The organism is Enterobacter sp. PL_is379 (assembly GCF_055817355.1).
This window is the reverse complement of sequence record NZ_JBVPGT010000033.1, coordinates 399,846-425,753: the sequence shown is the minus strand read 5'-3', so window position 1 is coordinate 425,753 and position 25,908 is coordinate 399,846. Positions and strand designations below refer to the sequence as shown.

19 protein-coding genes are annotated in these 25,908 nt (G+C 55.8%); 5 read left to right on the top strand and 14 right to left on the bottom strand.

The genetic code is table 11. The features are described from left to right. The first annotated feature begins 82 nt into the window (after window positions 1-82). From pncB to aspC, 4 genes are all read left to right on the top strand, one after another. The gene (gene pncB, locus AC0TOY_RS23300) at window positions 83-1,285 is read left to right on the top strand and encodes a nicotinate phosphoribosyltransferase (protein WP_048991015.1); all 1,203 of its coding nucleotides are present in this window, start codon (window positions 83-85) and stop codon (window positions 1,283-1,285) included. Between the two features lie 166 nt (window positions 1,286-1,451). Further along, window positions 1,452-2,852: an asparagine--tRNA ligase gene (gene asnS, locus AC0TOY_RS23295; RefSeq protein WP_024907781.1), complete on the top strand. Its 1,401-nt coding sequence runs from the start codon at window positions 1,452-1,454 to the stop codon at window positions 2,850-2,852. A gap of 606 nt (window positions 2,853-3,458) precedes the next feature. Further along, complete coding sequence (locus AC0TOY_RS23290) at window positions 3,459-4,550, top strand: porin (RefSeq protein ID WP_473722647.1); 1,092 nt, start codon at window positions 3,459-3,461, stop codon at window positions 4,548-4,550. Between the two features lie 184 nt (window positions 4,551-4,734). Continuing rightward, on the top strand, window positions 4,735-5,925 hold the full coding sequence (aspC, locus tag AC0TOY_RS23285) for an aspartate transaminase (protein ID WP_033145106.1): 1,191 nt from the start codon (window positions 4,735-4,737) through the stop codon (window positions 5,923-5,925). 50 nt (window positions 5,926-5,975) lie between these two features. Here aspC and AC0TOY_RS23280 read toward each other — a convergent pair whose 3' ends face one another. From AC0TOY_RS23280 to cmoM, 7 genes are all read right to left on the bottom strand, one after another. Next, window positions 5,976-6,623 carry an MBL fold metallo-hydrolase gene (locus AC0TOY_RS23280; RefSeq protein WP_473722646.1) on the bottom strand — a complete coding sequence of 216 codons (648 nt, stop codon included), beginning with the start codon at window positions 6,621-6,623 and terminating at the stop codon, window positions 5,976-5,978. Between the two features lie 20 nt (window positions 6,624-6,643). Then, window positions 6,644-7,195, bottom strand: coding sequence for a peptidoglycan L,D-endopeptidase MepK (mepK, locus tag AC0TOY_RS23275; RefSeq protein WP_023335137.1), 552 nt, complete (start codon window positions 7,193-7,195; stop codon window positions 6,644-6,646). 174 nt (window positions 7,196-7,369) lie between these two features. Then, complete coding sequence (gene ldtD, locus AC0TOY_RS23270) at window positions 7,370-9,193, bottom strand: L,D-transpeptidase (protein ID WP_024907785.1); 1,824 nt, start codon at window positions 9,191-9,193, stop codon at window positions 7,370-7,372. A 178-nt stretch (window positions 9,194-9,371) separates the two neighbouring features. After that, window positions 9,372-13,823, bottom strand: coding sequence for a chromosome partition protein MukB (gene mukB, locus AC0TOY_RS23265; protein ID WP_473722645.1), 4,452 nt, complete (start codon window positions 13,821-13,823; stop codon window positions 9,372-9,374). Next, window positions 13,823-14,527 carry a chromosome partition protein MukE gene (mukE, locus tag AC0TOY_RS23260; RefSeq protein WP_008499954.1) on the bottom strand — a complete coding sequence of 235 codons (705 nt, stop codon included), beginning with the start codon at window positions 14,525-14,527 and terminating at the stop codon, window positions 13,823-13,825. Before mukE ends, mukB begins: the two co-directional genes overlap by 1 nt. Continuing rightward, complete coding sequence (gene mukF, locus AC0TOY_RS23255; RefSeq protein WP_208763692.1) at window positions 14,508-15,830, bottom strand: chromosome partition protein MukF; 1,323 nt, start codon at window positions 15,828-15,830, stop codon at window positions 14,508-14,510. Before mukF ends, mukE begins: the two co-directional genes overlap by 20 nt. Before the next feature lie 3 nt (window positions 15,831-15,833). After that, window positions 15,834-16,613, bottom strand: coding sequence for a tRNA uridine 5-oxyacetic acid(34) methyltransferase CmoM (cmoM, locus tag AC0TOY_RS23250; RefSeq protein ID WP_032649174.1), 780 nt, complete (start codon window positions 16,611-16,613; stop codon window positions 15,834-15,836). Window positions 16,614-16,737: 124 nt separating this feature from the next. Here cmoM and elyC point away from each other — a divergent pair, with 124 nt between their 5' ends. Then, window positions 16,738-17,517, top strand: a complete 780-nt coding sequence (gene elyC, locus AC0TOY_RS23245; RefSeq protein ID WP_024907789.1) for an envelope biogenesis factor ElyC — start codon at window positions 16,738-16,740, stop codon at window positions 17,515-17,517. Here elyC and AC0TOY_RS23240 read toward each other — a convergent pair. The 7 genes from AC0TOY_RS23240 to AC0TOY_RS23210 form a co-directional block, all read right to left on the bottom strand. Beyond that, window positions 17,494-18,387: a YcbJ family phosphotransferase gene (locus AC0TOY_RS23240; RefSeq protein ID WP_148768953.1), complete on the bottom strand. Its 894-nt coding sequence runs from the start codon at window positions 18,385-18,387 to the stop codon at window positions 17,494-17,496. The two genes, elyC and AC0TOY_RS23240, sit on opposite strands and share 24 nt — an antisense overlap. A 142-nt stretch (window positions 18,388-18,529) precedes the next feature. Further along, window positions 18,530-19,276 carry a 3-deoxy-manno-octulosonate cytidylyltransferase gene (gene kdsB / locus AC0TOY_RS23235; protein WP_023311001.1) on the bottom strand — a complete coding sequence of 249 codons (747 nt, stop codon included), beginning with the start codon at window positions 19,274-19,276 and terminating at the stop codon, window positions 18,530-18,532. Then, window positions 19,273-19,455: a protein YcaR gene (gene ycaR / locus AC0TOY_RS23230; RefSeq protein ID WP_061098695.1), complete on the bottom strand. Its 183-nt coding sequence runs from the start codon at window positions 19,453-19,455 to the stop codon at window positions 19,273-19,275. The genes kdsB and ycaR overlap by 4 nt, the downstream gene beginning before the upstream one ends. A gap of 45 nt (window positions 19,456-19,500) precedes the next feature. Then, window positions 19,501-20,730 (bottom strand): winged helix-turn-helix domain-containing protein, encoded by a 1,230-nt coding sequence (locus AC0TOY_RS23225; RefSeq protein ID WP_248163772.1) that lies wholly within the window; start codon window positions 20,728-20,730, stop codon window positions 19,501-19,503. A gap of 44 nt (window positions 20,731-20,774) precedes the next feature. Continuing rightward, complete coding sequence (lpxK, locus tag AC0TOY_RS23220) at window positions 20,775-21,752, bottom strand: tetraacyldisaccharide 4'-kinase (protein WP_208763690.1); 978 nt, start codon at window positions 21,750-21,752, stop codon at window positions 20,775-20,777. Beyond that, the gene (gene msbA, locus AC0TOY_RS23215) at window positions 21,749-23,497 is read right to left on the bottom strand and encodes a lipid A ABC transporter ATP-binding protein/permease MsbA (protein ID WP_024907792.1); all 1,749 of its coding nucleotides are present in this window, start codon (window positions 23,495-23,497) and stop codon (window positions 21,749-21,751) included. The genes lpxK and msbA overlap by 4 nt, the downstream gene beginning before the upstream one ends. A 36-nt stretch (window positions 23,498-23,533) precedes the next feature. Next, window positions 23,534-25,798, bottom strand: a complete 2,265-nt coding sequence (locus AC0TOY_RS23210; RefSeq protein WP_473722644.1) for a ComEC family protein — start codon at window positions 25,796-25,798, stop codon at window positions 23,534-23,536. Window positions 25,799-25,908 lie beyond the last annotated feature (110 nt).

The following is a 25,908-nucleotide window of genomic DNA, read 5'->3' as shown; positions in this document are numbered from 1 at the left end:
TTCAATAAATCACTAAACAAGGTATACTCCGGAGTTGTTTATTGTACTAAACGCTCCTGTGAGAGGATGCTACTGCGCACCTATGACTCAATTCGCTTCTCCAGTTCTGCATACGTTGCTGGATACCGACGCGTATAAACTGCATATGCAGCAAGCCGTTTTCCACCATTACTATGACGTTCATGTCGCGGCGGAATTCCGCTGCCGTGGCGACGACTTGCTCGGTATCTACGCAGACGCCATTCGTGAACAGGTCAATGCTATGCAGCATCTGACGCTGCAGGACGAGGAATATCAGTGGCTTTCTGGCCTGCCTTTCTTCAAAGCCGACTACCTGAACTGGCTGCGCGATTTCCGCTATAAGCCGGAGCAGGTCACCGTGCTTAACGATAACGGCAAGCTGGATATTCGCCTTGAAGGTCCGTGGCGGGAAGTGATCATGTGGGAAGTGCCGCTTCTGGCGGTGATCAGCGAACTGGCTCACCGCTACCGTTCGCCGGAAACGGGCGTCGAGCAGGCGGTCGCCGCGCTTGAAAACAAGCTCGCTGCCTTCTCCACGCTGACCGAAGGGTTAGACATGTCCCGCTTCCGCCTGATGGACTTTGGCACCCGTCGTCGTTTCTCGCGCGACGTTCAGGAGGCCATCGTTAAACGTCTTCAGCAGGAGCCGTGGTTTGTAGGCACCAGTAACTACGATCTGGCACGTCGCCTTAGCCTGACGCCAATGGGTACCCAGGCGCACGAGTGGTTCCAGGCGCATCAGCAGATCAGCCCCGATCTGGCTAACAGCCAGCGCGCGGCACTGGCCGCATGGCTTGAGGAGTACCCGAATCAACTCGGGATCGCCCTCACCGACTGTATTACGATGGATGCCTTCCTGCGCGACTTTGGTCCCGAGTTCGCTGAACGTTACCAGGGATTACGCCACGACTCCGGGGATCCGGTTGAATGGGGCGAGAAGGCCATTGCCCATTACGAGAAACTCGGCATTGATCCGATGAGCAAGGTGCTGGTCTTCTCCGATAACCTCGACCTGGCGAAAGCGGTCGAACTCTATCGCCATTTCAACACCCGGGTGAACCTGAGCTTCGGGATCGGAACCCGTCTGACCTGCGATATTCCTCAGGTAAAACCTCTGAATATTGTCATCAAACTGGTGGAATGTAACGGCAAGCCGGTAGCGAAGCTCTCCGACAGCCCGGGCAAAACCATCTGCCATGACAAAGCGTTTGTTCGCGCGTTGCGCAAAGCCTTCGATCTTCCTCAGATCAAAAAAGCCAGTTAAGCGCTTACGGGAGCCTTTATGGCTCCCCTCTTCTTATTTATTTCTTAATTCTTCTCTTTTGACTGCGAAATTTACTTGTCTGATAGCGGATGGCAGGTAACATAGATATCCCCCCATAAGGGTGGACAAGTGTTTATTTTTTCCGACTATTAACAGAGAGAATATTATGAGCGTTGTGCCTGTAGCCGACGTACTCCAGGGCCGTGTCGCCGTTGACCAACAGGTCACCGTGCGCGGATGGGTGCGTACCCGCCGAGATTCTAAAGCTGGCATCTCCTTCCTTGCCGTCTATGACGGTTCCTGCTTTGATCCTGTACAGGCCGTCATTAATAATTCTCTGCCCAATTACAATGATGACGTTCTGCGCCTGACGACGGGCTGTTCCGTTATTGTCACCGGCGTGGTTGTGGCATCCCCGGGCCAGGGCCAGAGTTTCGAAATTCAGGCCTCAGCCATTGAAGTCACCGGCTGGGTTGAAGATCCGGATACCTACCCGATGGCAGCAAAACGTCACAGCATTGAATACCTGCGTGAAGTGGCGCACCTGCGTCCACGTACCAACCTGATTGGTGCGGTGGCGCGCGTGCGTCATACGCTGGCGCAGGCGCTGCATCGTTTCTTCGACGAGCAGGGTTACTTCTGGGTGTCTACCCCGCTGATCACCGCGTCCGACACAGAAGGTGCGGGTGAGATGTTCCGCGTCTCGACGCTGGACATGGAAAACCTGCCGCGCACGCCGGAAGGTAAAGTGGACTATGACAAAGACTTCTTTGGTAAAGAAGCTTTCCTGACGGTATCCGGTCAGCTCAACGGCGAAACGTACGCCTGTGCGCTGTCTAAGATCTACACCTTTGGCCCAACCTTCCGTGCCGAAAACTCCAACACCAGCCGTCACCTGGCGGAATTCTGGATGCTGGAGCCGGAAGTGGCGTTCGCCGACCTGGACGATGTTGCGGGTCTGGCGGAAGCGATGCTGAAGTACGTGTTCAAAGCGGTGCTGGAAGAGCGTCCTGACGACATGAAATTCTTCGCCGAGCGCGTAGACAGCGATGCTGTGGCGCGTCTGGAGCGTTTTGTGTCTGCCGACTTTGCGCAGGTGGACTATACCGACGCGGTGGCGATCCTCGAGAAATGCGGTGAGACGTTCGAGAACCCGGTTTACTGGGGCGTTGACCTGGCGTCTGAGCACGAACGCTATCTGGCCGAGAAACATTTCAAAGCGCCGGTTGTCGTTAAAAACTACCCGAAAGACATTAAGGCCTTCTATATGCGCCTTAACGAAGACGGTAAAACCGTGGCAGCGATGGACGTACTGGCGCCGGGCATCGGTGAAATCATCGGTGGCTCTCAGCGTGAAGAGCGTCTTGACGTGCTGGACGCGCGTATGGAAGAGATGGGGCTCAACCCAGCGGACTACAGCTGGTACCGCGATTTGCGTCGTTACGGTACCGTACCGCACGCCGGTTTTGGTCTCGGCTTCGAGCGTCTGATCGCCTACGTTACCGGAGTTCAGAACGTTCGCGACGTGATTCCATTCCCACGTACACCACGTAACGCCAGCTTCTAATCGGTAAAAAACTAAAATGGCCAGCCTGTGCTGGCCATTATTTTATTCTGCATTGTCAGTTTTCGTCAGCGCAAAGTCAGCATCTTTAAACCTTCACCCCGTCACAACCACTACCTGTTACGTTTTGTTTCCGCGAAATATTCAGCCACAAAAAATAAACCCCATTCTTATTGCGATTATTACATCCTCAAGCGTTAGCACAAATTTCAACCACTTTTACAGCCATCCAGAAGGCTTTCTGGGGTCATAAGAAAAACTGAGTCGTTTAGCCTCTGTTTATATGAATCGCCGTTATCTCAATTAATCATAAGGAATTCATATATATAGGATATGTCCTGTCGCTTAATTCGCCAGGGCACTCTGAAGTTTGAGGTGGTTCACAAAGTTCCCAAAAATACATATTTAGTTACACATATTTTCTTTTGGTTACTTAATCTTGAGAATTGTAGCACTTTCAGGCTAGCGAAACGCTTCGCCGAATGGAAAGATGCCTGTCAGATACATAAAGACACCAAACTCTCATCAATAGTTCCGGAAATATTTATTGACAGAATTTATTGACGGCAGTGGCGAGTGTCATAAAAAAACCAATGAGGGTAATAAATAATGATGAAGCGCAATATTCTGGCAGTGGTTATCCCTGCTCTGCTGGTAGCTGGTGCAGCTAACGCTGCAGAAATCTATAACAAAAACGCTAACAAGCTGGACTTCTACGGTAAAGCTGTAGGTGAGCATCAATGGACTACTAACGGTGCATCTAATAACAACGATACCACCTATGCCCGTATCGGTTTCAAAGGTGAAACCCAGGTTAACGACCAACTGGTAGGTTACGGCCAGTGGGAATACAACATGGACGCTTCCTCTCAGGAAGGTGCTCAGGGTACCAAAACCCGTCTGGCTTTCGCGGGTCTGAAAGCGGGTGAATACGGTTCATTTGATTACGGCCGTAACTACGGTGTGTTCTATGATGCGCTGGCTTCAACCGATATGCTGGTTATCTGGGGTGGCGACTCTCTGGCCGCAACTGATAACTTCATGACCTCACGTAGCACCGGTTTAGCTACCTACCGTAACTCTAACTTCTTCGGTCTGGTTGATGGTCTGGCACTGGGCCTGCAGTACCAGGGTAAAAATGAAAACGGCCACACCACTTCTCGCCAGAACGGCGATGGCGGCAGCTACTCTCTGGGTTATGACTTCGCAGACGGCTTCAACGTAACCGCGGCATACACCAACTCTGACCGTTCCACTAAGCAGACTGCCGATGGTAAAGGTGAACGTGCTGAAGGTTGGGCAACGTCACTGAAATATGATGCGAACAGCGTATACGCATCTGTTATGTACGGTGAATCCCGTAACATGACTCGTGAAAACGATGACGAATTCGCGAACAAAACGCAGAACTTCGAAGCTGTGGTTCAATACCAGTTCGACTTTGGTCTGCGTCCATCCATTGGCTATGTGCAGTCTAAGGGTAAAGACCTGACAGGCCGTACTGCTAACGGTTCTACTTTCGCAGGTGGCGATGCTGATCTGGTTAAATACATCGAAGTGGGTACCTGGTACTACTTCAACAAGAACATGAACGTTTATGCTGCGTACAAGTTCAACTTGCTGGATGAGAATGATTACACCCGTGCAACAGCTCTGTCTACCGACGACCAGGCTGGTGTTGGTATCGTTTACCAGTTCTAATCAGAACACCACTTTGTTATATGCTTAATGAACAGGGCTTCGGCCCTGTTTTTTTATGTGTGATAGAAAATAATGGCGACTTTTGAAAAGCCGCACGCTTTTCGTCGCAAACGGTTGGCATTTTGTAAATCTACCGTTAACCTGATAGCGGATTTCACTTCTGTAATCACAATGGAACTTCGTCATGTTTGAGAACATTACCGCCGCTCCTGCCGACCCTATTCTGGGCCTGGCCGATCTGTTTCGTGCCGACGACCGCCCTGGCAAAATCAACCTGGGTATTGGTGTATATAAAGATGAAACCGGCAAAACTCCGGTACTGACCAGCGTCAAGAAAGCTGAGCAGTATCTGCTGGAAAACGAAACCACCAAAAACTACCTCGGTATTGATGGTATCCCTGAATTTGGTCGCTGTACCCAGGAGCTGCTGTTCGGTAAAGGCAGCGCAATTGTGAGTGACAAACGTGCCCGTACAGCACAGACTCCGGGCGGTACCGGTGCGCTGCGCGTGGCGGCGGATTTCCTTGCGAAAAACACCTCTGTTAAGCGCGTATGGGTAAGCAACCCAAGCTGGCCTAACCACAAGAGCGTGTTTAACTCTGCGGGTCTGGAAGTGCGTGAATACGCCTACTACGACGCGGCAAACCACTCTCTCGACTTTGACGGCCTGCTGGCGAGCCTGAGCGAAGCGCAGGCGGGTGACGTGGTGCTGTTCCACGGCTGCTGCCACAACCCAACCGGTATCGATCCGACGCTTGAGCAGTGGCAACACCTCGCGAAGCTGTCCGTAGAAAAAGGCTGGCTGCCGCTGTTTGACTTTGCCTACCAGGGCTTCGCCCGTGGTCTGGAAGAAGATGCCGAAGGCCTGCGCGCGTTCGCAGCCGTGCATCAGGAGCTGATTGTCGCTAGCTCCTATTCCAAGAACTTCGGTCTGTACAATGAGCGTGTGGGTGCCTGTACGCTGGTTGCTGCTAACGAAGAGACCGTCGATCGTGCGTTCAGCCAGATGAAATCGGTTATCCGCGCTAACTACTCTAACCCACCGGCACACGGTGCGTCTGTTGTTGCCACTATCCTGAGCAACGATGCGCTGCGCGCTATCTGGGAACAAGAGCTGAACGATATGCGCCAGCGTATTCAGCGCATGCGCCTGCTGTTTGTGAACACCCTGGCTGAGAAAGGCGCGGACCGCGACTTCAGCTTTATCATCAAACAGAACGGCATGTTCTCGTTCAGCGGCCTGACCAAAGAGCAGGTTCTGCGTCTGCGTGAAGAGTTTGGCGTGTACGCTGTGGCCTCTGGCCGCGTGAACGTTGCAGGCATGACGCCTGACAACATGGCGCCACTGTGCGAAGCGATTGTCGCCGTACTGTAATTTGCGCCCATAAAAAAAGCCTGCGTTATGCAGGCTTTTTTTTATTCGGGTTACCAGACAGGCATTTCATCCTGAAGGAACGGGTTATGGAGCCGTTCATAGCCCAGCGTCGACATCGGACCGTGTCCAGGAATAAACGTCACATCATCACCCAGCGGCAATAGCTTCTGTTTAATCGACTGAATCAGCTGCCCGTGATCGCCGCGCGGAAAATCGCTGCGTCCTACGCCACCTTTGAAAATCACATCGCCGGAAATCAGCAGACGAGACTGGTCATCAAAGAAGGCAATATGGCCTGGCGTATGTCCAGGACAATGCAACACCTGTAAAGTCACATTCCCTACGTTAACGCGCTCTCCTTCATTCAGCCAGCGATCGGGCGTCAGGGGCAGACACTCATCAAGGCCAAACATGCGGCTTTGGGCAGGTAATCCCTGCAGCCAGAACTCATCTTCTTTTTCCGGACCAATCACCGGCACACCATAATGTTGTGCCAGTTCTGCCGCTGCGCCCACATGGTCAAGGTGACCATGCGTCAGCAATATTTGCATCAGCGTGACACCGCTGTCAGCGACTTCCTGCTTGATTTTCTCAGCGTCGCCACCGGGATCGACAAGCGCGGCCAGTTTAGTTTGTTCGCACCAGATGAGTGAACAATTCTGGGAGAACGCGGTAACCGGAATAATACGATAGTTCATACTGCTCCTGTGTTTCGTTATTACCAGTGCCGAACCGGACCGGTATCAATATGTACAAAGTTGCTGCTGGGGTAATATCCTACACCACCTGCGCGCATAGATAACGCAGCTTTGCGAATATTGGCTAACGAAACGCCTTCAATATGGAAATCCATTGCCTGTCCCTTCGTGTGATAGCTTTTTTTCGCTACCCCGCGACTGTGGGCGCGCAGTTCATTGTTGGTATCAATCGAGCGATAGCCAGAAATGAGCTGCACCGGCTTGCTGGTGCCCAGCAGGCCCTGAAGGCGGAAAATCTGATCAAACAGTCCTGGATCGATGGCTTTTATTTTATTCGCGCGGAAATCACGGAAAAAATGGTTAAGTCTTGCTAATTCATCCTGAATATAGCCTCTGCCATCGAAAAACTCCGCTTTTAGCGACTCACCGGTATGAAGATTGTTGAGCGTTAAAACTCGCGGACGAGGTGTCGAGAGGGTGGCAAATGCTGGCGTCGGCAGGATGGCCGCTGCGCCGAGCGCAACGCCACCTAACGCCAGCAGTTTGCGGCGATTAGCGTCAAATTTGTCCATGATAATCAGGTCTACAGGTAAAAGAAATCGTAATATGCTTAGCGCACGAAGGGCACCATAACTGGCAAAACCAGGTACGTCAAGGCGCCCAACCCCAGTGAATACGCGGCTTGCAGCGATATAGCCCCTTATTCACCATAACTTACGACAATCATTTTTCCCGAACTGCTTCATTTACCTGATTAATTGTTCCGCTTTTGGCAAAATTTGTGCGCCGGATCGCGCGGTGAGATCATAATTGTAAATATCTGTACGATACTGGGTACGCCCGTCCTCGCCCACAAACGCCGTCAGATAGTAAAGATTGACCGGAATATTGTGGCGAATATTAACGTAACGCGTATCCCCCTGCTTCAGGGCATCCGAAATACGCGTATCGTTCCAGCCCGCATCCTGAAGCAGCATATTGGCCAGCTCCGAGGCTTTGTTCACGCGCACGCAGCCAGAACTCAGCGCGCGGGTATCTTTCTGGAACAGGTTGTGGTTCGGCGTATCGTGCAGATAGATAGCTTCTGAACTCGGCATATTGAATTTGTAGCGCCCTAAAGAGTTATGCGCCCCGGGAGCCTGCTGGAAACGGAACGGCAGATTTGACGCTGTGATCGTCGACCAGTCGACCATATAAGGATCGATGGCCTCTTTACTGTTCCATCCACGCATCACCGTATAGCCATGACGTTCCAGATAACCCGGGTCGTTCCAGACCTTCGGCAGAATGTCTTTTCGCGCCAGAGTCGGCGGCACGTTCCACGGCGGGTTTACCACCACGTTATTCAGCGCGCTGCTCATCATCGGTGTTTTACGATCCGGACGCCCGACAATCACGCGCGACGCCAGTTTTTCGCTACCGTCCTGGTAATAGACCAGGGAATACGCCGGGATGTTAACCATAATCCCGGTAGAGAGCGTTCCCGGCAGCAAGCGCAAACGCTGGATATTGAGCGCCAGCACCCCTGCCCGCTGCGCAGGCGATACGTTCAGCCAGTCACGCGTCGTCTGGCCAATGACGCCATCGGCCCCCAGCCCCTGAGCGGCCTGGAATTGCTTAACGGCCGCAACCAGCTCGCGATCGTAAGCCGCGGGTTTGTCGCTCAGGACAACGGCTTTCTTCTCTTTCACGGGAGCTGACGGGCTGACGGCGACGTTTTGTGGATCATCACCCGGGAGAGCAATCTTTGGCCCGCCTTCCAGAATACCGGAACGCACCAGGATCTCGCGCAGGGCGGGCACATCGCTGCTCCACTGCCCCGGACGCAGCGTCGCGGTACCGCGCATTTGCGGCCACGGACGCGTGTCCCCCACCAGCGCGAGGAGCGACTGGTGCAGAGTGGCATATTGTGGGTGCGTCGGTGCCAGGCTGGCGATAAAGCGCGGCAGTTCGCCATTATCCAGCGCTAGCTGCCATTGATTAATCACCGACAGCGCTGGCGTCGCCAGTTTGTAAGGTTTATCGCTGTACAGCCAGCGGTTGCCATTGACAGGAATACCCGCCACGAACTGCAGGTAGCCCATCATGGCATCGGAAAGCACCACGTCCCGCGCCTGCCCGGTGACAGCAGGATCGGTTAACAGCTCAACCCATTTTGTAAACTGCGGCTGAAACCCTGCAATCGCGACCTCCGCCAGCTGTTGCTGGAAGGCGCGCACGGCATCGCGGTTTTCCCACATCGGTTTCATATCGCGGGCAGCATAGAGGAGCGTGAGCTGATTGATATAGACAGGCGTGTAGCCTGACGGTAGCCCCAACTGCAGCTGCTGACTGAGCGATTCGGCGTCGATGCCTTCCGGCAGCGGTTTAATACCGGCCATGACAGCCGTCGCAGGAGACTGGTCCAGCGGCTGGGACAACGACGTTGGCTGCGCGCCTGTCGTTGCCGAGCTGTCAGTCGGCACAATTTCAGGCTCGTCGGCCTGGGCGGTTAACAGCGGAGCAAACATCACTGCCAGGCACAAACTCAGCGCAGACAGCTGACGACCACATTCTTTCTTAAGCAACATCCCTTGCCCCCTGTTTTCACGACATGCCCATCACGTTGGGGCTTTCTTTCATTATAGGTAGACGGCTAAGCTGTTGCCTTACCTTATGTAAAGAAGTTTAAAGATAACGCAGCCCTAAGCACAAGTTAAGTTTAAAAAAAAAGCGGCGCCAGGGCGCCGCTTCGGGTCAGAAGACGCTTCAGGAAGCGTCGGCTGTGGTTTCCGGCAATGACTCTGGCGGCTGCGGCGCAAAGCCACGCAGCCCCACAACGTGAACGTGTTCGCTGTTCTGGAACACTTTACGCACCAGCTTGTAGGTAGTGCCTTTCTCGGGGCTGATGTTCTCCGGCGCCGCAATAATGAGCTGCATATCGAGACGTTCGCAAAGCTCGAACAGCGTGGCAATGGAGCGGGCATCAAGACGCGCGGCCTCATCCAGGAACAGCAGTCGGCATGGCGAGATGTCTTTGCCGCGCAGACGGCGCGCTTCATCTTCCCAGCTCTGGACAACCATCACCAGAATTGACATCCCGGTACCGATCGCTTCACCGGTTGAGAGCGCCCCGGATTCCGCACGCAGCCAGCCGTCTGAGCCACGGTTTACCTCAACCTCCATTTCCAGGTAGTTACGGTAATCCAGCAGCTCTTCACCGATGGTTTGCGGCGTACGCTGGCCCATATCAATCTGCGGGTTCAGGCGCTGATACAGCTTCGCCAGCGCTTCGGAGAAGGTCAGACGGTTGCTGTTGAACAGATCCTGATGCTGCTCGTGCTGCTCAGACAGCACTTCCAGCAGCGTCGCGTGGGCTTCGCGCACGTTGACGTTGAGGCGCACGCTGTTCACCTGGCCAAACGACACGCTCTGCAGACCCTGGTTCAGCTGGCGGATACGGTTCTGCTCGCGCTGAATGGTTTTACGAATGATGTTCGCCACGCTGCGGGAGCTGATAGCCAGCTTCTGCTCGCGGGAGGTCAGCTCCTCCGTCAGGCGACCCAGCTCGATTTCCATCTGTTCGATAGCCTCGACCGGATCGTCAGTACGGATGATGTCCTGACGAATACGTTCGCGCAGGTGCTGGTAAACCGCCACGAAGAACTGGATTTTACGTTCCGGACGTTTTGGATCTTCCGACATACGCAGCACGTCGCGCAGGTGTTCGTTATCCGCCACCGCCAGACGCAGCGCACCCAACGCCTTATCCGACATGGAACGCAGCTCGTCGGCTGAGAGATATGCCAGTTCACGGCGGTGCAGACGACGCTCAACGTTATTGTCTTTCACCATGCGCATCACCGCGCACCAGCCCGCCTTCGCGGTCACAACCTGCTCACGCATCTCAAAGTAGTCGCGCTCCAGCTTGCGCAGGCGACGGGTCAGGTTATCCATTTCCGCTTCGCAGAAGGTCAGCGCTTTTTCCAGCTGATTACGACGCGCGCGGTTATTGCTGAGCTGAGAATGCAGCTCGTCACGACGAATACGCGCGCGCTCTTCTGCCCCACTGTCGGCACGCACGCCGATGTCCTGAAGCTCTTTCTGCAGATCGTTTAACAGCTCTTTCTTGGTGTCGAAGGAGCTTTTCAGCGAGGCCAGCACCTGGTTGTACTGGTTCAGTTGAGCGGAGTGGCTGCGCATTGCTTCACGGGCGCGAGTACGTTCAGCTTCCGCCTGCTCAAGGCGCTGACGCAGTTTTTCGTTCAGGTCGCTGTTACCGCTCAGCATTTCAGCCGAATCGGAGTAGCCGAAGTGGGCGCGACGCTGCACCACTTCCGTCAGGGCAAACGCCTGCTGACGCGCCTCGCGCTGCACCTGCTGTGACCAGGCATAATCTTCTTTTAACTGCTCGAACTGTTCCGGGTCGCTCTGCAGTACAGACACGACGGGCTCCAGCTTCGCCAGATGATTGCCGTGCTGCTGAACGAAACGCGCGGCTTCCTGCGCTTCATCCAGACGCTCCTGGATCTCGTCCACGCGATCGGCCAGCGTGTCATCCGCCAGCAGATTCAGGCGCGGCAGAATGCGGTTAAGGGCCGCAACGCCCTCTTTCGCCTGCTCGAACTGGACGCGGCTCTGCTGGTTGTCGCTTTCATGACTGGCAATCGCCCGCTCCAGCTCGCCACGGCGGGTATTGAGCTTGCGAATTTCCGCTTCCGGGTCAGCTTCAAAGGCCACGGCCAGATGGCTGCCGATAAAGCGGCTAAACGCCTGATGCAGGCGCTGGGTTTTCTGCACGTCAAACGACAGGGTCGCGAAACGTTCAGACAGCGTTTCACGCTCGGCGTGCAGGCTTTCGATGCGGCTTTCGCGCGCGGCGCGGCCAAACAGCGGCAGTTCAGGGAAGCGGGAATAACGCCACTGGCGATCGGCGATTTTCACCACCACCGCTTTTTCCAGCTCGTCGACGCTGAAGACGCTGTCATCGAACGACTGCGGATCCCCTTCGATCAGGTAGAGATCTTCCGGGCAATCTTCAAGGCCGGCAAGCTGCTCAGAAATCAGTGACAGATCCGGGACCACAATCGCGTTACGGGATGGACCGTACAGCGCGGAGAAGTACGGGGCATCGTCAAGGCCAACGTCGTCATAAATCTCGGACAGCAGCACGCCGCCAAAACGCTCCGCCAGGGCATTCAGGCGCGGATCTTCTGAACCGCCCGGCTGGCTTAGGCGTTCAATTTCTTCGTCGACTTCACGCTTGCGCGTACCGACTTCGTCACGCTCAACAATGGCTTCGCGCTCGCGCTCCAGCAGCTGCTGCAGGTATTCGGTCACTTCCTGGCTGGATTCGAACTGCTCGCCGCACTGTTCGCTGAGCTGATTCAGGCTGCTTTGAGCCGCCAGCCAGACCGGCGCTCGTTGCAAGAGCGTCTTCGAACGGGACTGAATCTGCTCCAGCTCCTGACGCAGCGTCATACGCTGTTCGCTGGCGTTTGATACGGTATCGGACAGGGCCGCGATACGCGCTTCCAGCTCCTGATGCAGGGCCTCAAGCTCGTCGAAATCGTAATTTTTTCCCTGACGCTTGCAGAATTCCGCCAGAAGACGCTCGGCCTCCTGCTGCTCGCGCAGGCGCTGTTCCAGCTCGTTCAGACGCATCCGCAGCGGCTGAACCTGTTCGGCCAGATGGCGCTGGTTCACACCGTCGCGCAGCAGTTCACGGGCAACGTCCCAGGCTTCGTTACGCGCCAGCGGACCGTTAATCGCGACGACCAGCTGATAAGCCTGCTCAAACTGGCTGTGCGCCGTTTGCGCGACGCTCATTTTCTGTTCGAGGGACAGCAGCTTCTCGGTGGCTTCCTGCTCTTTGGCCTGGAAGGTATCCAGCCACTCGTCGGCGCTATCCGGCGTCAGGTCAGGCAGATGACACAGTTCTTTCGCGCGCTGTAATGCCTGCAATGCCTGGGTGTACTGAATCGCTCGCGTCTGCTGCACGTCAAGTGCCTGCTGGTAATCGGCAAGCTGACTTTTCAGCTCATCCACTTCCAGCTCGGCCGCTTCGGCGCGGGCTTCGTTCTCTTCCTGCATGTCGGCGGCTTCGGCCACCACTTCATTTTGCTCTTCGAGACGAATTTGCAGCTCGTCGAGATCCGCTTCATAGCGCTCGATTTTTTCCTGCTGACGCAGCGCGGTTTGCACCAGATTCAGGTGATCGCTGGCGGCCTGGTAATCGGCTTCCAGGTCGCCTTCGGCACCGTTGTGCTCACCCAGCTCGCGCGCCATTTCGACGTGCTTGTACTGCTCGGCCACCAGCTGTTTACGGGAGGTAAACAGCTCGCGGCGATATTCTAATGCCTGATCGAGATGCACGCGTCGCTCGTTGGCGTGGCGCATGTAGTCCGCCGCCACGTAGTTGGTGGCTTCGCTGATCAGGTGTTTAAACAGGTCGCGGTCGGACTGGGTAACGCGAATCGCTTCCAGCGTCATGCGGTTTTCACGCAGCGCCGCTTCCATATCCTGGAAAGCCTTACGTACGCCGCTGTTTTCCGGCAGCAGGTAGTCGCGCAGGGAGCGGGTGATGGCGCTGGAGATACCGCCATAAAGGGACGCTTCGATCAGGCGATAGTATTTGCTACGGTCTGATGCCGAGCGCAGACGACGCGCCACCACGCCCAGATCGAACATCAGCGCATGGTAGTCGGTAATCGAGTTGAACTGTTTGAACTGTACGCCTTCGATCGCTTCGAGCTTATCTTTCAGCTCCTGCAGCGTCAGCACACGCGCCTGACGTTCGTTCAGGGTTTCCGTCAGCAGCGCCGTTGGCTGCACGGACGTTGGCAGCCCCTGGATCGCAAACGGTTTGATATCCACTTTACGGTCGCGACCGGCAACCTGCTGCAGGCGTACGCCCACCACCACACGCTGATGACGGGAGTTAATGACGTCCAGAACCGAATAACAGACGCCGGCCTTCAGCTTCCCGTGCAAACCTTTATCACGGGAACCGCTTGTGGCCCCCGCTTCGGTGGTGTTACGGAAGTGAAGCAGCGTCAGGTCAGGGATCAGCGCCGTGACAAAGGCCGCCATGGTGGTGGATTTACCCGCTCCGTTACCGCCGGAGAGCGTCGTGACCAGCTCATCCAGATCGAACGTTCGGGCAAAGAAGCCGTTCCAGTTAATCAGCGTCAGTGAGCGAAATTTACCGCGTTCAATCATTACTCTTCCTCCCCGCTATCCGGCAGATTCTCTTCATGCTCATCATTGAGCTGCAAATGGTTCTCCACCGGCATCGCTTCACCGTCGCGGATCATGCGAAGCTGCGCTTCACGCGCGTCATCGCCCGCACGCACGTCGGCGCCAAAGCGGAAGACAGATTCCGTGATGCGGAATTTGCTGCTGTCGTGGCCCATAAACCAGACCATCCCCAGACGACGCAGACGGTTCAGGGAAGAGCGAACCTTTTCCTGTAATTTCTGACGGTCAAGATCCGACCCCGTGGAGCGGTTGTTCACCAGCTTGAGCAGTTTGCTCTCATCTGCCAGCGTCAACAGCTCGTCGTAAAGTTCCTGCTGGGTGAAGATCCCTTCATTCGCCAGACGTTCCGGACTGAGATAGAGGTAGCAAAGAATTTTGCCGACCATCATATCCAGCTCCGAGAGCACGGAACGCGGAATCAGCGTCGTGGAGCGTGGACGCAGGTAGAAAAACCCTTCCGGCGCGCGAATAAGCTCCACGTTGTAGCGTGCGTAAAACTCTTCCAGGTACTCCTGAAAGTCCATCAAAAAGGCGTGATTATCCAGCTCGTCTAAGCCAATGTGACGACCGGCACGCAGCTGGCTGTCCAGCGCCGGAAATAACGGATTCGCCAGCGCCTGTGCCAGCTTAACTGGCATCACTTGTTCAATATTTGTCAATGACATGCGCCTGTACCTTGGCTCCGTAATCGTTAATTGGCTGCCACTTCGGCGGCAGTCCGGTGAAATCTGCTTGTGCGACGCCCAGGCGCACCGCCTGGTCTACCACAATGCGGGCAACGTCGAAGTGGCGCGCGCGCGGATATTGCGCCAGATAGTCGCGCACCACGAGCCCAAGATCCAGCGGCACTTGTCTGGTTTTGTAGACAGCGAGCTGTTCTTCGATCATCGCCGCAAGCTGCTCGCGAATTTCGTTAAATTCTTCGTATTCCAGATCCGGTGGCAGTTCACCGGTCACCTCTTCATCGCGCAGCGCCATCTCTTCGTCGCGCATATCCAGCAGACGATCGGCATTGGCGTAGGTCAGCGCCCACGGCGCATCGAAATAGGTCTGCACCGACTGACGCAGACGCTGGGCAAAGACGCGGTTTTTATCCATATCAATCGCGGTACGGATAAATTTATGCACGTGTCGGTCGTAGCCGATCCACAGGTCGATCGACTGCTGGCCCCAGCTGATAATGCGGTCTAGTTTGCTCTGCAGATCGAATACCAGACGGTCGATAAAATGCAGATCGTCATGCGCCAGCGTCGCGTCCTGGATGCGCAGCAGGTTAGCCTGCAGCTTGTCCCCTGCGGCTTCCAGCGTATCCTGGAGTTCGCGCAGCGTGCCGGAGGTTTCTGACAGCAGAAGTTCACAGCTGGAGATAGCCGCTCGCCAGTCTTTATTCAGCAACTGCGCGATATCGTCTTTCACCTGCTGCTGCTGTTCGTCCATCAGGCGCTGGGTGAGATCGATACTGTCGAAGATTTCGGCCACCGAATATTTCAGCGGCGCGTAGACGTTACGGTGCCAGTGGAATTCGTCACCGTCTTCATCTGCCGCATCGGCGGCGCGCTTAAGCTCACCCGCCACGATCGACAGCTGCATGGAAAGACGCAGCGTGGAAAATTCACGCTGGCGGATATAATAATCGGTGATGCCGATGCCCAGTGGCGTCAGGCGATAGATGGCGTTTCCTTCCGCCTGCTCGCTGGTAAAGCGGTTCAGCAGACGTTGACGCACCATATCGTTGATCGCGTTGTTGGCACGCACGCTAATGGTTTCGCTGGTTTGCTCAAACGCATCACTGACATGGCGGAACGCATCCACCAGTTCACCCTCGCTCATTTCACCATCCAGCCGCTCGCCGTTCAGCGTGGCGACCGCCAGCAGGAAAGAGAGTCTGTCTACCGGCAGCGAGATGGAGAAATCGTTTTTCCTGGCCCAGGCAACCAGTTCGGGGACTGTCTGGGAAAATTCACTCATAGGTTATCCTTGCATCTGCGGCTTGTGCGCGGTGACGTGAATATAGCGGCCAAGGCTGACAAAAGGCTCCTGACGGCAATACCGCGTTTCCAATTCTGTTAAGGTGTCAAAACAGTCACGCTGTTTGTGTTTTTCACGCAGATAATCATGAAACACCCTGACGCCCGTCTTCCCGACAATCTGCCAGCCAATCGCTTCCAGCCAGCCATAAACCTGCTGTGGATCGCGCGGATAGTCCGGGGAAAGCGTGCGCTTTTTCTTTTTGGGCATCCCGACCTGAACATAGTCGAAGTTTCCCGCAACCATGTTGTGCATCAGGAAGCCGTTAGCATTGTAGAACATCAGCGACAGCGTGCCGCCCGGGCGCAACATCGACCACAGGGTTTGTAACACGCTTTGCGGATCGGCAACCCACTCCAGCACCGCATGAAACAATATCAGATCAACCTGGGTTTCCAAATGCTGCGCGATGTCCTGAGCGGCGCATTGTATAAAATGCATGTTGTCGCTCACACCTTTCTCTTCTGCCGCACGCGTCGCGCGGGCGACCATTTCAGCAGAAAGATCGCAAAGCGTGACGTGATGGCCGCGCTCGGCCATTTTTATCGCCGTCTGCCCTTCACCGCCACCGGCGTCCAGCACGCGCAACGTTTGACCGCCAAAGGTAGCCAGAATGGTGTCCAGATCCTGCCAGAGGATCGTCTGACGGAGCTGCCCTTTCGTGGTGCCATAAATGTTGCGCGAAAACTTTTCCGCGATGTCATCAAAATTGCGATCCCGCATTGGGAGAGTTCCACTCGCTAACTGCAAAACCGCTATTTTGTCACACCCGCGCGGAGAATGAACCTCTCTGGTGTAATATCACCGGTAATCACCTGCTATATGGTCAAAAAAGGAACCAAAAAGGATGCTTTTTACCCTTAAGAAATACATTGGAGGGATGATGCTTCCCCTTCCGCTGCTGCTCATCATCATCGCACTGGGGCTGGCGCTGGTGTGGTTCAGTCGCTTTCAGAAGAGTGGCAAAACGCTTATCACGCTCGGCTGGTTTATCCTGCTGCTGTTGAGCCTGCAACCGGTCGCGGATGGTTTGTTACGCCCCATCGAAAACAAGTACCCGACATGGCAGGGAAATCAGAAAGTGGCGTACATCGTGGTACTGGGAGGCGGATATACCTGGGATCCTGACTGGGCCCCCAGTTCAAACCTGATCAACAACAGCCTGCCACGGCTAAACGAAGGCATTCGCCTGTGGCTGGCGAATCCGGGATCAAAAATGATCTTCACCGGCGCGGCGGCCAAAACGAACCCGGTGAGTACGGCTGAAGCGGGTGCCAGAGTCGCGGAATCGCTCGGCGTACCGCGTTCCTCCATTATCACCCTGGACAGCCCAAAAGATACCGAAGAAGAGGCTGCCGCAGTGAAGCAGGCGATTGGCGATGTCCCGTTCTTGCTGGTGACCTCCGCCTCACACCTGCCACGCGCGATGATTTTCTTTGAGAAGCAAGGCCTGCACCCGCTTCCCGCACCGGCAAACCAGATGGCTATCGACGCGCCGCTCAACCCGTGGGAACGGGCGATACCGTCCCCGGCGTGGCTGATGCATAGCGATCGCGTCGGTTATGAGACGCTCGGACGCCTCTGGCAGTGGCTGAAAGGATCGTCAGGCGAGCCAGGGCAGGAGTGATTTTGTTGCCAGATCGAAGTTTGCGCGATTAAAACGTCCGGTATTGACCAGCTGCGCAACTTCGTCCCAGAGCAGATAAAGCCAGCGCCGCCAGAGAAACGCTTCTGCAACGGGCGCGCGTTGAAGGTAATGCCACAGTAAACCTTCCGCCGCCCCGCTGTCGCTGAGCCTGAACAGCTCGTATTCGCGCGGAGCCCAGAGCATGATCCCCGGCCCCAGCATCGCCAGAAGCTGATCGCTGCGGGAGTCTTTGAGCATGCTGCGCAGGGTGAAATTACCGTGGATCAGCACGCAGTTATCATTAAAACCGTCGAACAGCGCCGGTAAGCACTCGCGGGTACGAAACAGAATTCGCTTATCCTGCATGGTCAAACCGGTATTGTTGAACTGGTTAAGCGTCCCCCACAGAACCTCAACCCGCTGGCGATACCACAGCGGCCACAGGTTTTCCTGAGTGCTGTCGACCGGACCGACAAGTCCGCGGCTATCCTGACGGTGCCAGGCGAGCAGCGCCTCGACAATCTGATCTTTTAACTGCTCCCAGCGCTCCGGCGTGCGCGCGGGCGCTTCAACGGGCACGCCGCGCAAGCGCTCAATCAGCAGCACGTCCGGGCCGGGATGTTCCTCATGGGTCATCACGCCGTACACCGTCGGCATACGGACGGTTCCCTCCCGCGCCAGCATCGACATTTTCCAGGCAAGCTGCCTGGCCACACCCGGTGAGGTGAAACTTCTGGCCATCAGCGGCATTGGGTTGCCCTGACTGTCATACAACGACCAAAGCGCGGTATCGACCTTTTCACTCACGCATTCGACACGGCTTAATTTCTCACCCAGCAGATGGCTAAGTTCGGCACGCAGCTGTTCCATATGAGATTACCCCCATTAAGACTACTGCTTTTATAATGAGCGTCCTGAAGGAAGATGTCACCCGGAAGAGATCAATTAGGGAAAAGAAAGGGAAATTAACGGGGAGAGGAACATCCCCCCGTCAGGAGGGATGCAGGCGGTATTAGCGCAGCTCGGCGCGAACGCGCTCAAGATCTTCCGGCGTGTCAACGCCCGTACCAGGCACTTCGCTGGCAACGGCAACGTGAATTTTTTCGCCATACCAGAGCACGCGAAGCTGCTCCAGCATTTCGATATGCTCCAGCGGACTCGGCGCCCAGGTCACATATCGACGAATAAAACCGGCCCGATAGCCGTAGATCCCAATATGACGCAGGAAGGTATCACCGATGGTCTCTTTAGAGAGCGCAAAGCGATCGCGGTCCCACGGGATCGTGGCGCGGGAGAAATAGAGCGCATAGCCTTCGGCATCCATGACCACCTTCACCGCATTCGGATTGAATGCCTCTTCAGCGTGGTGAATGGGCACCGCGAGCGTCGCCATACCGACCTGGCGCTGCGCCAGGTTTTCTGCCACCTGACGGATAATCACCGCCGGGATCATCGGCTCGTCACCCTGCACGTTAACGATGACCGTATCATCACTAAAACCACATTTCTCAACCACTTCCGCCAGACGCTCGGTGCCGGACTGGTGATCGGCGCGGGTCATGCATACCTCACCGCCTGCCGCCTCAACCGCACGGGCGACGTCGGGATGATCGGTAGCAACAATCACACGGTCGGCACCGGATTCTCTTGCACGCTCAAGGACATGCACAATCATTGGCTTGCCGTTGATATCCACCAGCGGTTTACCCGGCAGACGCGTAGACGCGTAGCGCGCAGGAATAATGACAACAAAACTCATGGTTTGCTCTCTTCTACCACCAGGGAACGCGCTTCATTTTCCAGCAGTACCGGAATGCCGTCACGCAGCGGGAAAGCCAGGCTGTCCAGCTTGCAAATCAGCTCCTGTTTGTCCTGGCTGTAGTAGAGTTTGCCGTTGCATACCGGGCAGGCAATAATTTCAAGTAAACGGTGATCCATAGTTCCTCCGTATGGGTAATCGCTAAAGCTTAACACATTCCCTTTTCAGGGCGTGCCTGTTTCCCAGCCACTTCGACAGGATGTAAACAGTCCGTCGGGTACCCGGCCCAGCGTCACGTCGTCGGCACCCTGCCAGCGCGCGAATTCGCTAATGGCGGACGTTAATCCTTTTCCCAGGCTCGCCGTCACCCTGACGCCCTCTTGCAGATAAAGCGCAATGATTTCAAGCGTGCCGGTCTTGCGGTGCATTTTGGCGTCCATGCGCCCGACCAGCTGTCCCTTATGCAGCAGCGGTAAAACAAAGTAACCATACTGGCGCTTTGGGGCCGGGGTATAACATTCCAGCCGGTAGCTGAAATCAAAGAGCTGCTCGGCGCGTTTTCTGTCCCAGACAACCGGGTCGAAAGGCGACAATACCGCGCTGTGGGTTGCCTGAAGTTTCCCCTCCAGAGCCTGAGGCAATAACGGGAGGAGATCCGCATGCAGCCACATTTCCCCCAGCGTTTCCACGGTAACGGGAATGACGCGCTGTTCGCGTTGCCACATGTCCAGCAGCGGTTTTAGCGCGGGCTGACGCAGGCGATAATAATCTGCCAGCCACTGCGCGCGAAAAATCCCCAGGCTACGGGCGCTGTTCTCCAGCATAACGGCCTCGGCCGCCTCCTGGGTAAGCAGGTCGCGCTCGTCGTCCCAGTGCGGCATCACGCGATGCGTCAGGTCGTAGACGCGCTGAAAATTACGCCGTTCAATCACCATGACTTTGCCAGAGGTAAACAGCCCTTCGAGATGACGTTTGTGCGGCTTCCACTCCCACCAGCCGCTTGTACCCTTACGCGGGTGTTCAAAATCGGCGGAGCGTACGGGACCGTTTTCCTGAATATGCGCGATAAGCTGCTCAATTTCGGCCGCATGTTCCAGCATCCACGCCTGTCGGTATTTCCAGCCCATCTTTTCAGGGGCAAGCATACGGTGGCGAACCAGGGCAAAATCGCTGCGGGGCAGAAAGCAGGCTTCGTGCGCCCAGTACTCCATTAACTCCCCCTTGCTGAGCGCCTCATCCAGCCACTGAGAAGGATAACTCCCCAGGCGGCTAAACAGGACAAGGTAAGGGCTGCGGGCCACAATGTTAATGGTGTCGATTTGCAGTAGCGACATGCGCTGAACGGTCGAGAGAATATCGGCAGGCTGCGCGCGGCGGCGGGGCTTTTTGAGCAGCCCCTGCGCGGCAAGGTGTAAATGACGTGCGGCTGAAAGCGAGAGTTGCGGTAAAGACATGCGTTTTCCTGTCAGTCAAAGCGCCACCAGAACCGCGTAAGCCTTTACTGCACCAACGCAATCAGTTCCTTGAGCAATTGTTCCGGCTGCTCGCCGCTGAGTTCAGCGTCAACCGGCAGATACCACCAGTTATCTTTCGCAAAGGCACGGCATTTCACCGCATCTTTTTCGGTCATGATCAGCGCTTGTCCGGGTACGGTCAGGGCGTCTACCTGCCCTTCCACCAGCGCCTGATGGTCGGCCAGCGGAACGCGTTTTTCCAGCCGGGCACCACACTGTTCCAGCGTCGCGAAGAAGCGTGGCGGATGGCCAATCCCCGCCATCGCCACCAGTGAAGGCAGCTCCGCAACCGACCGGCGTTCCTCCGTCACCAGGTTGATCGCCAGACCCGGCTGAAGATGCATCGGGATTTCACCCGCATTTGCCTCACCACCGTTCACAATCACCGCATCAACGGACTTAAGACGCGAAGCGCGTTCGCGCATGGGTCCTGCAGGTAACCACCAGCCGTTACCAAAACGGCGAACGCCGTCGATAACCACAATCTCTTTATCACGCGCCAGGGCGTAATGCTGCAGGCCATCGTCAGTGATAATGATTTGCACCGCGTGTTCGGCAAGCAGTGCCTGAACGGCGTCGCTGCGCACCGGGGAGACCGCAACCGGTGCGCCGGTACGCTGGAAAATCAATACCGGTTCATCACCCGCTTCGGCGGTCGTGGTTTCCGCCATCAGCAGCAGCGGATAACGCGCCGCTTTGCCACCATATCCGCGCGATACCACCCCCGGGCGGATGCCGCGTTTTTGCAATTGCTCCACCAGCCAGATCACCACCGGCGTTTTACCGTTGCCACCCGCCGTAAGATTACCGACAACCACAACCGGAACCGGCGCGCGCCAGGCACGCTTCAGCCCCAGACGGTAAAGCAGACGGATTGTGCCGCTCACCAGGCCGTATAGCCAGGAGAGCGGCAAAAGCAGCAGCCACAGCGGGGATTCACCGGACCAGATGCGTGCAATCATTCGCCAAACTGCATCTTATGAAGCTGGGCGTAAACGCCGCGGTGTTCCAGCAGGTCAGCATGGCTTCCGCGTTCAACAATGATGCCGTCCTCAACCACGACGATTTCGTCAGCCTGCTCGATAGTCGACAGGCGGTGCGCAATCACCAGCGAGGTACGGTTCTTTTGCAGTTCATCCAGTGCCGACTGAATAGCGCGTTCAGATTCCGTATCCAGCGCCGAAGTCGCTTCGTCCAGGATCAGGATCGGGCTGTCACGCAGCAGCGCACGCGCAATGGCGATACGCTGACGCTGACCACCGGAGAGCAGTACCCCATTCTCACCGATTATCGTATCCAGACCGTTATCCATCTTGTTGATAAAGTCCATTGCGTAGGCCATCCGCGCAGCGTTCTCAATCTGCTCGCGGCTGTACTCATCCGTGCGCGCATAGGCAATGTTGTTAGCCACGGTATCGTTGAACAGGTGCACGTTCTGGGAAACCAGCGCCACCTGATTACGCAGCGACTGCAGGGTATATTCCCGCAGGTCATGACCGTCTAACAGGATCTCACCTTCGTTAATATCGTAGAAACGGGTGATCAGGCTGGCAATGGTCGATTTACCCGAGCCGGAACGCCCCACCAGCGCCACAGTTTTACCCGCCGGAATGGACAGATTGATATTACGCAGCGCCGGCGTTTCACGACCAGGGTAGGCGAAGGTAACGTTGCGGAATTCGACATCGCCACGGGCGCGCTCAATTTCGCGTGTACCTTCGTCTTTTTCCTGCTCGGAATCCAGAATGCTGAACAACGTCTGGCAGGCGGCCATCCCGCGCTGGAACTGGGCGTTGACGTTCGTCAGTGATTTCAGCGGACGCATCAGGGCAATCATAGAGGAGAAGACCACTGTGATGGTACCCGCCGTCAGCGTCTCCATGACGCTCGGGAAGCTTGCTGCATACAGGACGAATGCCAGTGCCAGGGAGGCAATCAGCTGAATAATCGGATCTGAGATGGAAGAGGCCGAGACCATTTTCATCCCCTGCAGACGCATTTTGTTGCTGACTTTGTCAAAGCGGTGGGTTTCGACTTCCTGACCGCCAAAAATCAGGACTTCTTTGTGTCCTTTCAGCATCTGTTCCGCGCTGGTCGTTACCTGTCCCATCGTGTTCTGCATATTCTTACTGATATTGCGGAAGCGCTTTGAAACGACACGGATGGCAATAGAAACCACCGGCGCCAGCACGATAAGGATGATTGACAGCTGCCAGCTGTAATAGAACATCATTGCGAACAGGCCAATGATCGACGCGCCCTCACGCACGACGGTGATCAGTGCGCTTGATGACGAGGAGGCAACCTGCTCTGAGTCGTAGGTAATACGGGACAGCAGCGTCCCGGTAGACTGCTTATCAAAGAATGAGACCGGCATCCCCATCATGTGACTGAACAGGCGACGGCGCATGGTCATCACCACTTTCCCGGATACCCAGGAAATACAGTAGCTGGAGATATAGCTGGTGATGCCGCGCAAGATCATCAGTCCGATAACCACCAGAGGCATCCATAGCAACACTGAGCGATCCGTTTTACCAAAACCGTCGTCCAGTAACGGTTTGAGAAGCGATAGCATAAAAGTATCGCTGGCTGCGTTGAGGATTAACGCTACTCCCGCCACGATCAGGCCTGTTTTAAAGGGCGCAATCATCGGCCAGAGTCGGCGGAAGGTTTGCCACGTGGAGAGATCTTTGTCGTTATGCATTCAAAAAACCAGCATTCGTTGAAATAGCCGCATATTCTACCCGTTATCGACGGGCGCGCCAAACCACTGATGATACCAAACGGGTAAATATTGTTCTCGCAAGCGCCGGATTTGCCAGTGATGTTGCGAGAATGTCACCGATATTTGTCCAGAATGAGGAGTATCATGCCAGATATACCCCTCTTTTCGATAACGTCGGACAACTTTTGTCGACGGGAATCGCCATGCGTTATAGCGGGCTGCTGAATCCAGGGCGATCTGACCTTCTACCCGCTGGACCAGCGGCAATGAAGACGAAGTGTTGCTGCCATGATGAGGCACCTGGATTAGCGTGGACGTCAGATAACGCCAGTAATGGCTAAGCATAGCCTGTTCCGCTTGTGCTTCAATGTCCCCTGTTAGCAGCACGCTCTGCTTGCCGTCGCCCACCTTTACCACGCAGGAACGGTTGTTTCCCTGAGCCGGGTAATTTTCAGGGGGCCAGTGGACGCTGAAGGTAAGTCCCTGCCATTGCCATCTCTGCCCGCGAAAACAGGGGCGATGTCCCGCCTGGCGCAAGGGGCTTCTTACCCACACGTCAGGCCACGTTTTTTGCAACGATGCGAGGCCTCCCGCATGGTCGAGGTGTTCATGACTGAGAATTACGCCTTCAGGCCGCAGGTGATGCCAGCGCAGCCAGGGAATAATTAACCGCTGCGCGCTATCCCCGCCCGGCCAGGCGAGTCCGGTATCATAAAGAATGGCTTTTCCCTGTCGTTCAATGACCATGGCCAGCCCCTGCCCCACGTCCAGCATATGCAGCGTCCAGCTCTCGCTTTTTGCCGTTCGCCAGAGAGGAAATGCCAGTAAGACGCTTCCTGCAAGACAAACGGCAGGAAGGGTTTTCCATGCGCGAAAACGCCAGGCAATGATGCTCAACCACGGCAGTAATGTCATGTATTGCCAGCGTTGGTCGACATTCTGCCAGCCGTCAGGCAGGCGCATGAGGAGCCAGAACAACCCCGCTAGTGACTTATCTGCTGCGAACCAGACGACGCTTTCCAGTGCCGCCAGCGGCAGCAGATGAAGCAGCATACCGAGCAGGATCAGCGGCACGGAGACAAACGTCACCAGGGGAACGGCAAAGAGATTCGCGACCAGGGAGGAGATACTGAAGCCATGAAAAATCAGGACCTGTAACGGCATGAGCAGCATCAGCATGCCGACCTGCAGATGGATCAGGTTTAGTAGCGGCCGTATACGTCGTGCCCGGTGCCAGTCAGGAAGAGGCAGCCACTGGAACCAGAAAATCAGCGCGGCGACGGCAAATGCGGACAGGGCCAGACTCTGCGAAAGTACGGCTAAAGGATCGCTTATGAGGATCGCCGCGATACAGCACACCCATACCTGCCAGGGAGACCATTGACGGGCCGCGATCCGCAATATGGCAAGCACAGCAAGCGCGATGGCCGTTCGTAGCGCAGGAGGTTGCAGACCGGTAAGCCAGGCGTAGAAAGCGGCAAAGCACAACCCGGCCAGGAGAGGCCTCTGCCAGTGGACCCGGTGGCTGGGTAATAAAAACTGGAGCCCACGTGCGAGTAACCAGACGAGGGATGCCGCCAGCGCGATATGCAGACCCGAAATCGCCATCAAATGCAGCGTGCCGGTTTCACGCATCAGGTCTTTTATTTCCCGGGGAACATCCAGACGTTCCCCCATTCCCAGTCCGAGGATAACCGCCCCCCAGCGGTAAGCCGAAAGTCGGTTCTGCAGTGACATCAGGTATTGCGCTCGCAGGCTGCAGCGGCCATCGACGAGTTCAGCGCGGGTGAAGCGCCCGCTTAGGGTTTGATGTTGGGCAAAAGCGCTGCGCTGAGAATCATATCCTCCTTCGTTCAGTTCGCCATGGGCAGGCCTGAGCCTGAGCGTCATGGTCCAGCGCTGACCGGCGCACGATTTCTGGGGCAGATAATTGCCATACAGCGTTACGCCGGTGGAGGCCCACCAGCGCTTGCCATCGACGCTGCGAATGTTTCCCTGATGCAGAGTGGCGCCGTCGGTCGCGGTGAGCTCTACCTCAGCCTGCACAGCCCCTGTTGTTAAATGCTGCATCGGCCAGACGCTCTCCTGTGCGGCCAGAATGCCCCACGCACAAAATAACAGCGTAATACCAGCATACTTCACTCGATGGTTTTGCCATGCAGCAATCACTATCCCGCCAGCCACCATGACCCACACGGTGTAAGGTGATGGCAGTTCAGGTAACCAGAGTAACGGAACTATCGCCAGAATGGCGCAGACGCTAAGCGCGGGAATTCCCATTGCTACCTCCCTGTTTCAGGGTGGCAGTATGCAAGCAGGTTGAGCGGGTCGTCAGGTGTGAAGGATGCGATTTACAGCAAGCGCAGCAAGGTATTTAACGGGTTGCAGAA

What these genes read in the sequence shown, in the direction of transcription:
- pncB (WP_048991015.1), top strand. Translation starts at nt 83, where the DNA reads ATGACTCAATTCGCTTCTCCAGTTCTGCATACGTTGCTGGATACCGAC.
- asnS (WP_024907781.1), top strand. Translation starts at nt 1,452, where the DNA reads ATGAGCGTTGTGCCTGTAGCCGACGTACTCCAGGGCCGTGTCGCCGTT.
- AC0TOY_RS23290 (WP_473722647.1), top strand. Translation starts at nt 3,459, where the DNA reads ATGATGAAGCGCAATATTCTGGCAGTGGTTATCCCTGCTCTGCTGGTA.
- aspC (WP_033145106.1), top strand. Translation starts at nt 4,735, where the DNA reads ATGTTTGAGAACATTACCGCCGCTCCTGCCGACCCTATTCTGGGCCTG.
- AC0TOY_RS23280 (WP_473722646.1), bottom strand. Translation starts at nt 6,623, where the DNA reads ATGAACTATCGTATTATTCCGGTTACCGCGTTCTCCCAGAATTGTTCA.
- mepK (WP_023335137.1), bottom strand. Translation starts at nt 7,195, where the DNA reads ATGGACAAATTTGACGCTAATCGCCGCAAACTGCTGGCGTTAGGTGGC.
- ldtD (WP_024907785.1), bottom strand. Translation starts at nt 9,193, where the DNA reads ATGTTGCTTAAGAAAGAATGTGGTCGTCAGCTGTCTGCGCTGAGTTTG.
- mukB (WP_473722645.1), bottom strand. Translation starts at nt 13,823, where the DNA reads ATGATTGAACGCGGTAAATTTCGCTCACTGACGCTGATTAACTGGAAC.
- mukE (WP_008499954.1), bottom strand. Translation starts at nt 14,527, where the DNA reads ATGTCATTGACAAATATTGAACAAGTGATGCCAGTTAAGCTGGCACAG.
- mukF (WP_208763692.1), bottom strand. Translation starts at nt 15,830, where the DNA reads ATGAGTGAATTTTCCCAGACAGTCCCCGAACTGGTTGCCTGGGCCAGG.
- cmoM (WP_032649174.1), bottom strand. Translation starts at nt 16,613, where the DNA reads ATGCGGGATCGCAATTTTGATGACATCGCGGAAAAGTTTTCGCGCAAC.
- elyC (WP_024907789.1), top strand. Translation starts at nt 16,738, where the DNA reads ATGCTTTTTACCCTTAAGAAATACATTGGAGGGATGATGCTTCCCCTT.
- AC0TOY_RS23240 (WP_148768953.1), bottom strand. Translation starts at nt 18,387, where the DNA reads ATGGAACAGCTGCGTGCCGAACTTAGCCATCTGCTGGGTGAGAAATTA.
- kdsB (WP_023311001.1), bottom strand. Translation starts at nt 19,276, where the DNA reads ATGAGTTTTGTTGTCATTATTCCTGCGCGCTACGCGTCTACGCGTCTG.
- ycaR (WP_061098695.1), bottom strand. Translation starts at nt 19,455, where the DNA reads ATGGATCACCGTTTACTTGAAATTATTGCCTGCCCGGTATGCAACGGC.
- AC0TOY_RS23225 (WP_248163772.1), bottom strand. Translation starts at nt 20,730, where the DNA reads ATGTCTTTACCGCAACTCTCGCTTTCAGCCGCACGTCATTTACACCTT.
- lpxK (WP_208763690.1), bottom strand. Translation starts at nt 21,752, where the DNA reads ATGATTGCACGCATCTGGTCCGGTGAATCCCCGCTGTGGCTGCTGCTT.
- msbA (WP_024907792.1), bottom strand. Translation starts at nt 23,497, where the DNA reads ATGCATAACGACAAAGATCTCTCCACGTGGCAAACCTTCCGCCGACTC.
- AC0TOY_RS23210 (WP_473722644.1), bottom strand. Translation starts at nt 25,798, where the DNA reads ATGGGAATTCCCGCGCTTAGCGTCTGCGCCATTCTGGCGATAGTTCCG.